Genomic DNA, 8,644 nt, shown 5'->3' with positions numbered 1-8,644 from the left:
CGCGCCCGGACAGCGGATGAAACGGGTGGGTCACCCGAACGCGTCGGTACTGATCGTCGCCATCGGGTGTAATCGACGGCGTAATCCAAGGGCCGGGTTGAGCGCCAGGTCGCCATCGTCCGAGACCATGTCCTGGCCGGGCGCGCATTCTCCTCGATCGAGGAGCTCGACGCCGCCTTCGCCGCCTGGGTTCCGCTGCGGCGCTCCAAGGTTCATGGAACCCACGGCGAGGTTATCGGGCTGCGGGCGGTCCGTAACCACATGGCCCTGCGGCCGCTGCCGCCTGCCCCGTATGTTGTGGCCCAGCGGCATCTCCGCTACGTCGGCAAAGACTGCCTGGTCGCCTTCGAAGCGAACCTGTATTCGGTGCCAGCTCACCGGGTCCAGCCGCGCCAGCTGGTCGAGGTCAGGGCGACCAAGGCGCAGATCATGCTGCACGCCACCACACCCGACCACACCGGCCAGACGCTGCTGGCAACCCACCAGCGGGCAGTAGGCCGCGGCTGCCGGATCGTGGAAGAGCGGCACTGGGACGGTCTGCCCACCGGGGCCGGCCGGCGCGTCACCGCAGGCCACGACCTTCCTGCTCGCCAAGGCCGGGGCAAGAGCCACAACGCGGAGCCGGCTCCCGGATCGTTGCTGGGCCTGCTCAGCCGGACCGCAGCCGCTCATGTCGAGGTCGGCCGCCGTCCCTTGTCGGTCTATGACGAACTGACCGGCACCCGCCCGTTCAACACCGACAACACCCCGAAGGAAGCCCGTTGACCGAGCTCGTCGCCACCCGCATCCGCACCACTGCCGCCAAGCTCGGCCTTCCCCACCTGGCCGAGGCCTTGACCCACTACGCACAGCGGGCCGACGAATCCAAGATGGGCTATCTGGACTTCCTCGACCTGGTTCTGTCCGAGGAACTCGCCGTCCGCGACGACCGCCGGTTCCGCACCGGCCTGCGCACCTCAAAACTGCCGCATCACAAGACCCTGGACGACTACGACTTCTCCTTCCAGCCCGACCTGGATCCCCGCAAGATCAAGGACCTGGCCACCCTCGCCTTCGTCGAGGCCAAGGCCAACGCGGCCCTGCTCGGTCCGCCCGGGGTCGGGAAAACCCACATCGCTGTCGCCCTGGCGGTCGCGGCCTGCCGGGCCGGCTACTCGGTCTACTTCACCAGCCTCGACGACATGGTCAGCAACCTCAAAGCCGCCGACTCCGCCGGGCGCCTGAGCAGCAAACTCGGCACCTACCTACGGCCGAGCGTCCTGGTGATCGACGAAGTCGGCTACGAGATCCTCGAACGCGGCGAGGCCAACCTGGTCTTCCAGGTGATCTCCAAGCGCTATGAGAAGGGCTCGATCATCCTGACCTCGAACAAGAGCTTCGGTGAGTGGGGCCAGGTCTTCGCCGACGAGGTGCTGGCCACCGCCATCCTCGACCGGCTTCTCCACCACTGCGATGTGATCTCCATCAACGGCCCCAGCTACCGGCTCAAGAACCGGCTCAGGAACATCGAACAAGCTACTGAGGTCGCTTGAAGGTTGTCCTGCCTTCCGGCCTCAACGCAGGAGGCCACCGTCGTGCAGGGCTTGGAGGACGAGGGAATCCACATACGAGACCCGGTGCCGGTCGGCGTATCCAAACCAGGCCTTCTCGGCGATTTCCATAGACGGAGTCAGCGGGCCCTGGTGGTCGGCGGTGTAGCAGATCATCCGGAAGGAACCGTGCCCCGGATGGCCAGCCGGATCCTCGAAGGTGCCGAAATGCACCATGGTTTTCGCGTCAATCACCGTCTGAAGTTCCTCGTCGATTTCCCTGACGAGGGTCTGACTGTCTGACTCGCCGGGCTCGCGCATCCCGCCCGGAAAATAGAACACCTCACGGCCGTGGGAGCGCGTCACCAGCACCTGATGGTCGCGAACCAGGACCCAGGCCACCTTCTCGCGTACCCCGTCATTGTCCCGCTGTTCCATGCTGGCCATGGCTGAACCCTAGCCCGTTCCCGGAGGCTCGGGGCGCCCATACGTTGCCAACCCGCACAGGGACTACTGCCCGTCCACAACGGCTCTTGAGCTGGTGCACATTTCTCCGTACTAGATGGAGCACTCAAAGAGGTACGCAGACAGGAGTCTCTGTCACCGAAGCCGCCCGCACGCTCAGGGTCGGCAGATCCACCGCCTACGCAGCACTCGCAGAGTCCTGACCAACCACCACCTCAATCGGTGGCCTGTTCTGCCGTATAGGGGTGGCGACCTTCAGACGAGTGCCCTGGACACCAGCCCGTCAAGCTCGGAGGCTGATTCCGTGGTCAGCCGGTAGAACCCCTGCAGGCTGATCGAGCGCTCAAGACGTCCGTCCTCGGTGACGTATTTGAGGGTTCGTGTCTTGCCTCGCGCGTTCCGCCAGGTGAGCCGGGACAGAAGATCGCTGGGAACCGGTACGTCGAACCGGACGGGAGTCGCGTCGACATGGATCGGCTCGGCCCCGCAGCCATAGGCGCCGAGCATCGCCCAGTCCGCGTGACCGGGGCAGGCCGAGTCCTCCCAGTGCACTGGGACGGGCCCACAGCACTCGCCGCGATCGAAGTCCACGATGCGCAGGCGGCTGACCACATGGACGACGTAGCGGTTGACGTGCAGCGCATACACCTCGTCACCAGGCTGTGCGCCCGTCCAGGCCGGCAGCGACTGGTGAGCGCCGCTGAACGCGACGAGCGGCCGCTCGCCCACGCGACCGTGCTTGCGGAGGGCCCGGCAGGTGTCGTGTGTCCAGAGAACGGTGAAAGCGTCCGGCATGGAGCGCGATCTTACGGATAATGCCGATAAATCGCGCATGACTTTGACAGCCTTGGAGCGCGTGAACACGCGACAGCTGATTACGCGAGGTCGCCCGTTTGGCGCCTGTCGTGGGCGGGCTGGTGGCGCCACCCGCATGGATGGCGGCCCAGTGGCGTCGGTGGAGCTGCTCCGCGGCCTGCCGACTCCTGCCACTGGCCGGACGATTGTCGCCGGCACGTCGCAGTGAGGCGGCCTTGCCGGCAATGGAGTGTCGTTGATGTCTGGCGGGGTGTTGGCGTCCGTCGCGGGGGTAGGGCCCGTTCGTGCGACGGTCCAGCGTGCGGCTGGGCTTTCTTTCGTGTTGATCCGGCCGCCCCGACGCCAGTGCGGGGCGGCCTGGGCCCCGACGCCAGTGCGGGGCGGCCTGGGCCCCGATTCATGTGCGACGGGAGCATTGAGGCCGACTGCACACCTGCGCCAAATCGCCGGCGAGCACACCGCAACCCGCATCCACCTACAGGAAGACCACGAATCCCGGTAGGAGAGCTTGGTGAGGGCGTGCTTGGAGCTGAAGCGCAGGGCCAACACGAAGGCCGTGGTTGAGGAATGGGGTGGTACGGCGCACGGCCATCATTCCCGAGCGGGCCCGCCGCGAACGGCAGGCCCGCCGTGGTGGTGGCCTGGTCGATCTGCCGCAGTCTGGCGCTGCTGCCTCTGGAGGTTCAGGGGCCGAGATCGAGGACGTCCCACTGCACTTCGCCGGCGACCGCCCTGGGTTTCCAGTAGCCGATGGACGTGCCTTTCTCCATGGCGTCGGCGGTGGCCTTCAGCAGGGCGTGGAACGACCGGATGCGGACTCCGCCGGGCCTGAAGCTCATGCTGCCCTCGTGGTCGGTCGTGCCGACGTCACGCTGCACCGAATCGACCACGAGATGGTCGCCCATGCCGTCGGCGCCGACGGCCAGCATGCGCCCGTCCCACCATTGCGTGCGCGCGTTCTCGTCGCCCCCGTCGCCCTCGTTCTCTCCGTCGATCTCGCACAAGCCCCGCCAGTCGTCGAGGATCTCCGCGACGCTCGCGTTCGAGTTGCCCAGGAACCCGAAGGCCGACGTGTCGTCGAGGTAGCGGGAGCCGTCGTGCCGCAGCAGCGACGCGCGCAGGTCGTCGGGGAAGCGCAGGCCCATCTCGGCCTCGGCCGCCGCGATGTCGGCCGCTTTTCCCGGCTTGCCGAGCGTGCGGTGGCTGTGGGGTGCGTGCGTCTTCAGCCATGACTCGATCCGCTGCCATTGCCGGTTGACGGCCCGGGTCACCTTCGCGTCGATCTTGCGTACGCGCGGGGTGGCCTGCTTGGGCAGGCAGTCTTCGTCGACGGTGTCCACGGGAGGCGGCGCGATCGGCTCCTGGGCAGCGGGCGGGTCGTCGCTGTGGACATAGGGAAACAGGCAGGTGGCCTGGCTGTCCGCGGGTGTGGGGGCGCACACCTCGTCCGTGATCAAGCCCGGCTGCGTGACGGCCTCACCGGCGTTCTGCGTCGCCGGGGACTTGGAGAAGACCACGGACTCGAGCACCTGGGTGCAGGAGGCCAGCAGGACGAGCGCGCATCCGGCCACGCCCCAGCGGGTCAGGCGACGGCGGGCCGCTTCGCTCAACGGCTCCCGCGGCGCCCGGGCCCTGGCCGGGGGGCGGTCCAGGATGGAAGGCTTGGCGGCGAAGCGCTTCAGGTCGCTTGCTGTGGGAGTGCCGAGGACCGGTACGGCAGCAGGCTGTTCGGAAACGGGAGCGCCGGCGGAGATGGCAGGTGCCGGCTCGTGCTGATGCGGCGCCGGGCTCGGCAGCGTGGCGGTGAGACGCCGGGAACGCCTCATCCTCAACACCGCCGCCACCACCACGAGGGCCGCCGCGAGCGCGAGCCACGCCGTCCGGGCAGTCATTAATCGCCGCACGCCCGGCAGGGTATCCGGTATCGATCATCGACGAGATCGATGGCGGCAGCAGGGAAGCCTCATTCCACGGCCTCCGGCCGACCACATCGCCTCGCCAGCCGGCCTCGGCACTGCCGCCTCCTGCGCCAGCACCGTGCAGTGCGATCGGCACCACACACGCCGCGGCTTCTGGCTGTCCCGTGAACCGGGCAGCCCATGACCACGTCGTCCAGGACATGAAGCGAATCGTCGCGCTCCTGCTCCTAATCGCCGGCTGCGGAACGCCCCCGGCCGACGCCGCCGAGCCCACCTACACCTGCCATGACCGGCCGATCCCGCTGGACGTGACGAGCACCGGCCGCCCGGCGACCCAACTCGGCCCCGACGGGCGGGCCGCCCTCAAGGGGCACGAGGTCCGCCCGATCAAAGACCTGGACAAGTGGCGCATCGTCGAGGAGACCGGCGAGCGCGTCGCCCTCATCAAGAAGTTCGACGAGACGGAGGAGCGCGGCAGGGCGACCGTCACCCACGACTTCCTGGCGGTCGAGCGCTTCGGCCCGCCGGCCGCGGACGGCCGCCCGAGCTGGCACATGCGCAGCTCCGGCGGCTGCAACCTGCAACGAGACCTGGGCGACCTAGGCGTCGCCGAGATTGCCCTCGACCCGGCGAAACCGGCCACCGGCAACAGCCTCCACCTGCTCGTGACCGAACAGGCCTGCGCCAGCGGACAGCCGGCCGAGGGGCGTATCCGGGTTGTCGCCCTGGAGGAGACGGACCGGGACGTACACCTGGTCATCGGCGTCGAACGCGCCCCCGGCGACTTCCACACCTGCCTGGGCAACCCGGCCACGCCGTACACGGTCGAGCTGAGCCGACCACTCGGCGACCGCGTCCCGCGCGACGCCGGCCTGCACCCCATGCACGAGATCGTGAAACCCTAGGGCGGCGCGCCGAGCTCGAAGACCGCGATGTCCTACTCGCAGATCCACCGCCAGGCGGGCCCGCTGGCGGCCACGGTGCCCAGGTACGGCACTCGCAGCAGCGTCAGCGGGGCGATCACCTTCGTCGCCACGATGCCCACCATGTCCTGCTCCATGAAGTTCTGACCGCCCTGGTCGTGCCGGACGCGATCCGCTCGATCGGCCAGTCGAACTTGCTGTGGGCGTCGAGCAGCGACCCGCCGAACAACCCGGTAGCCGACTGCCTTGCCGTCGCCGTAAGAGTCCCAGCCCTTCACTGACCCGGCCCCGCCGTACACCTCCATGTGCACCGTGATGATCCGCTCCCACGTGATCAGTAGGCCAAGACCCACCCCTCGAGGAGGGCGTCGTAACCGATGAGGCGTGCGACAGGCCGCAACGCGCCCGTCAGTGCTCCCCGAGCACTGACTTCTCAGTGCTGATAAGCCTCCCAAGTAACTCAATGCACTTCGCGGCGCGCTTGTCGCCGCCATGGAGTAACTGTCGCCGGTAAAGGGACGCCATCCCGCTCTGCCGATAGCGCCCCCGGCTGGCGACGCAAGCAAACGCACAGCAGACACATGGAGCCCACGCCGACATAAAGCGCGCGACCCGAGCGCGCAGATCATCGCGCAGGTGCTGAAACAGACACCGCAGGCGTCGACCGCTGTGAGGATGCTGCGGTCTTGGCCGGTCCCCGGTATCCAGAATCGCGCGCCGTGGCGGGGGCATGGCCTTGGCAGTACCCATTGGCGACGATCAGCCGTCCACGAGGCCGACGTCGCTGCCAGCCGCTCCACTTCCTCGTTCAAGGCCGTCGGGACAGCACGATCCCGTATCGCCTATCGGCTCCCCAGCCCGCACTCCCATGGGCCTGACCGGGACCCCTCGATTGTCGTTGAGCTCAACCCGACGCTCCCGAGCGCGCTTCATGCGCCAAGAGGCGCTGATGTGCTTCCTTCGCCGCTGCGGCGAAGACCAGGTTAAGCGTGGCGCGGTTGCGGCCGTGGGTGACCAGGCCATGGCAGTTGCGGCACAGGGCCAGCATGGTGGAAGGGTGGTCGCGGGCTCCGCGGGCGAATGCGGCAGTGGGGTCCCCGTCGGTGTGGTGGACCTCTAGCAGCGGCTCGCCGGCATCGGTGACATCTTGTCGGTATCCGGTATCGGTGCAGGTGGGATTCTCACACCAGCCGCCGCTGCGCCTCAGGACAGCCTTGCGAGTTCTGGCCTGCCTGGCTCGCTGCTCGCGGACGGTCAACGTCCGCCTTTGAACGTGGCTGGTGCGCTCGGCGGCTTCGGCCTGCAGGCACCACTGCCGGTACTGGCTCGGGGCCGCCGCAGCCATCGCCGCCAGCGTCTCCAGCGCCGCTTGTGCCCGCTCGAACGCCCGAGCCGATGCGGTCACCGGGCCGGCGAGCTGGGGCTGGCATCGGTTGTCCCACTGGCCAGTGAATCGTGAGCGGGCCAGGCGCAGGCAGGCGAACCGGGTATGACTCCACCTGTGGAGCATGACGTTGTGTCCGGGCAGCAGCTCGCCGTTAAAGTCGCAGGTGCTGCCGTCGCCGGCGTGTAATTCCAGCTCGCAGAACAGGACGCCGTAGGTGCGGGCCCGGTCCAGGCACACGACCTGGCGTCCCTGCAGCATCGCGGCCACTGTGGCATGAATTTCACGGAAGGTCGGGGCGGCTCGCACCTGTTTGGGCGTGATGTGGTGTCGTGCTAGGTCTGCGGTCGCAAGAACTTCGCCGGGAAGTGGGTTGACCAGTGTCTTCAGCAAGGCCTCGCCTGTGCTGCTGTAGATTGCCAGGTCGCACAGCATGGCGCGCTCCTGCGGAGAATCGATGGGGTCGTCGATCTCTCCCCAGGTGCCGACCTCCAGGATGGCGGTGTCGGGATCGGCCAGCACGCTCGCCGCCCACGCGGCCGCATCCCAGCGATCCTCGGCACGTTCGGCTGCCGTGGGCGGCAGGTCGTGAGGCAGCGCCTGTTTGCGTCGATACAGGGCACGTACCGGGTAACGGTCAACGATGCACGGAAACTTGCCGGGGATACCCAAAGATGCGGCCACGAGGAGATGGTGGTCGTCGATGAGGGCGTTCTGCACAGAACGGGGCACGGAAGCCGGATGTCCGTTCACGTACGCAGGACCGATGAGGAACCCGTTGGGCTGCAGTGCGTTGCGCGGCCGCAGCCCGCACCCGGCCAGATGCTCCGCGGTGGCCAACTCGGCCGGTACGGCCGGCCACAGCTTGCCGTAACGGCGGTGAGCCTCGTGGGATACCCAGCCCTTCAGATCGGCCGAGTAGATCGGCGCATCCCACCCAGTTGGCAAGCCCCACCACAAGGGCCGCCAGCCCGACGGCTCAGGCGGGGCAACGGGCGTAGCGAGTTCGGCGTCTGTCCACACGTCCAGAGGGCGCATGGGTCCGATTTCAACGCGATGGATGCGGGCTTCGCCGGTGAAGTGCTCAACTCGTGATCAGATGGCTCCGATGGCATGCTGGTGGGCGCGTACGACGGTGGAGCCGACCGACACCAGCCAGTCGATCTCGCCCGCCGCGTCCGCGCCGGCCTGGGCGGTCCCCATCACCTCTACCGGCAGCATGCTACATGCGGCCAAGATCGCCGCCTCGGCGCCCAGCCGGCGAGGTCGGCGACCAGCGCGAACGTGCTTCCGCGCGGCAGGCCGGTTGAAGCTGTGATCAGGCTGATGACCGCATTGCTGCACGACGAGGAAAATCGCCCAGGGGTGTCCGCTTTCCGCCGCCACTAAATCAGTGCCAAGCGGATATCCCGTGCAGTACATGTCCGGATAAATCCCATGAAGCCGTTGGCGGAAATGTATGGGATTGCGACCTTTGCGCGCTTTGCTTCTTCCTGGCAGGAAATGTTACTCAGCGTGAGAGTGTCATGACCACGCCGTATCATGGTTTGACTCCCATGGCCCTATTCCCGGGCCGGAGTTGCTCTGGAGAGGGGGACCGATGCGCGT

General features: G+C 67.6%; 10 protein-coding genes. 3 read left to right on the top strand and 7 right to left on the bottom strand.

The genetic code is table 11. The annotated features are described in order from the left end of the window. Positions 1–30: 30 nt before the first annotated feature. A complete protein-coding gene (locus ACIBVN_RS60295; RefSeq protein ID WP_397151852.1) occupies positions 31–216 on the bottom strand; it encodes a hypothetical protein in 186 nt (61 codons plus the stop codon). A gap of 45 nt (positions 217–261) precedes the next feature. Here ACIBVN_RS60295 and ACIBVN_RS60290 point away from each other — a divergent pair, with 45 nt between their 5' ends. Both ACIBVN_RS60290 and istB read left to right on the top strand, forming a co-directional pair. Then, positions 262–765, top strand: coding sequence for a Mu transposase domain-containing protein (locus ACIBVN_RS60290; protein ID WP_397151850.1), 504 nt, complete (start codon positions 262–264; stop codon positions 763–765). Then, positions 762–1,532, top strand: coding sequence for an IS21-like element helper ATPase IstB (gene istB / locus ACIBVN_RS60285; RefSeq protein ID WP_397151848.1), 771 nt, complete (start codon positions 762–764; stop codon positions 1,530–1,532). The genes ACIBVN_RS60290 and istB overlap by 4 nt, the downstream gene beginning before the upstream one ends. A 21-nt stretch (positions 1,533–1,553) precedes the next feature. On the opposite strand, the gene ACIBVN_RS60280 is transcribed toward istB, so the two are convergent. The 3 genes from ACIBVN_RS60280 to ACIBVN_RS60270 form a co-directional block, all read right to left on the bottom strand. After that, positions 1,554–1,976, bottom strand: coding sequence for an NUDIX domain-containing protein (locus ACIBVN_RS60280; RefSeq protein ID WP_397151847.1), 423 nt, complete (start codon positions 1,974–1,976; stop codon positions 1,554–1,556). 273 nt (positions 1,977–2,249) lie between these two features. Further along, positions 2,250–2,789, bottom strand: a complete 540-nt coding sequence (locus tag ACIBVN_RS60275) for a hypothetical protein (RefSeq protein ID WP_397151845.1) — start codon at positions 2,787–2,789, stop codon at positions 2,250–2,252. Positions 2,790–3,493: 704 nt separating this feature from the next. After that, positions 3,494–4,714, bottom strand: coding sequence for an SMI1/KNR4 family protein (locus ACIBVN_RS60270; protein WP_397151843.1), 1,221 nt, complete (start codon positions 4,712–4,714; stop codon positions 3,494–3,496). A 215-nt stretch (positions 4,715–4,929) separates the two neighbouring features. On the opposite strand from ACIBVN_RS60270, the gene ACIBVN_RS60265 reads away from it, so the two are divergent. Beyond that, positions 4,930–5,634, top strand: a complete 705-nt coding sequence (locus ACIBVN_RS60265) for a hypothetical protein (protein WP_397151842.1) — start codon at positions 4,930–4,932, stop codon at positions 5,632–5,634. 32 nt (positions 5,635–5,666) lie between these two features. Here the strand turns inward: ACIBVN_RS60265 and ACIBVN_RS60260 are convergent, their stop codons facing one another. The 3 genes from ACIBVN_RS60260 to ACIBVN_RS60250 all read right to left on the bottom strand — a co-directional run bounded on the left by ACIBVN_RS60260 (position 5,667) and on the right by ACIBVN_RS60250 (position 8,257). Next, positions 5,667–6,005, bottom strand: coding sequence for a hypothetical protein (locus tag ACIBVN_RS60260; RefSeq protein WP_397151840.1), 339 nt, complete (start codon positions 6,003–6,005; stop codon positions 5,667–5,669). Positions 6,006–6,556: 551 nt separating this feature from the next. Beyond that, positions 6,557–8,074 (bottom strand): hypothetical protein, encoded by a 1,518-nt coding sequence (locus ACIBVN_RS60255; RefSeq protein WP_397151838.1) that lies wholly within the window; start codon positions 8,072–8,074, stop codon positions 6,557–6,559. A gap of 57 nt (positions 8,075–8,131) precedes the next feature. After that, positions 8,132–8,257: a hypothetical protein gene (locus tag ACIBVN_RS60250; RefSeq protein ID WP_397151837.1), complete on the bottom strand. Its 126-nt coding sequence runs from the start codon at positions 8,255–8,257 to the stop codon at positions 8,132–8,134. Positions 8,258–8,644 lie beyond the last annotated feature (387 nt).

Source organism: Nonomuraea sp. NPDC049400, assembly GCF_044466425.1.
Lineage (GTDB): Bacteria > Actinomycetota > Actinomycetes > Streptosporangiales > Streptosporangiaceae > Nonomuraea.
The sequence above is the reverse complement of the archived record's forward strand: the minus strand, read 5'-3'. Positions and strand labels throughout refer to the sequence as shown.

Coding starts and splice junctions, on each gene's coding strand:
- ACIBVN_RS60295 (WP_397151852.1), bottom strand. CDS start 216: ATGAACCTTGGAGCGCCGCAGCGGAACCCAGGCGGCGAAGGCGGCGTC.
- ACIBVN_RS60290 (WP_397151850.1), top strand. CDS start 262: ATGGCCCTGCGGCCGCTGCCGCCTGCCCCGTATGTTGTGGCCCAGCGG.
- ACIBVN_RS60280 (WP_397151847.1), bottom strand. CDS start 1,976: ATGGCCAGCATGGAACAGCGGGACAATGACGGGGTACGCGAGAAGGTG.
- ACIBVN_RS60275 (WP_397151845.1), bottom strand. CDS start 2,789: ATGCCGGACGCTTTCACCGTTCTCTGGACACACGACACCTGCCGGGCC.
- ACIBVN_RS60265 (WP_397151842.1), top strand. CDS start 4,930: ATGAAGCGAATCGTCGCGCTCCTGCTCCTAATCGCCGGCTGCGGAACG.
- ACIBVN_RS60255 (WP_397151838.1), bottom strand. CDS start 8,074: ATGCGCCCTCTGGACGTGTGGACAGACGCCGAACTCGCTACGCCCGTT.
- ACIBVN_RS60250 (WP_397151837.1), bottom strand. CDS start 8,257: ATGCTGCCGGTAGAGGTGATGGGGACCGCCCAGGCCGGCGCGGACGCG.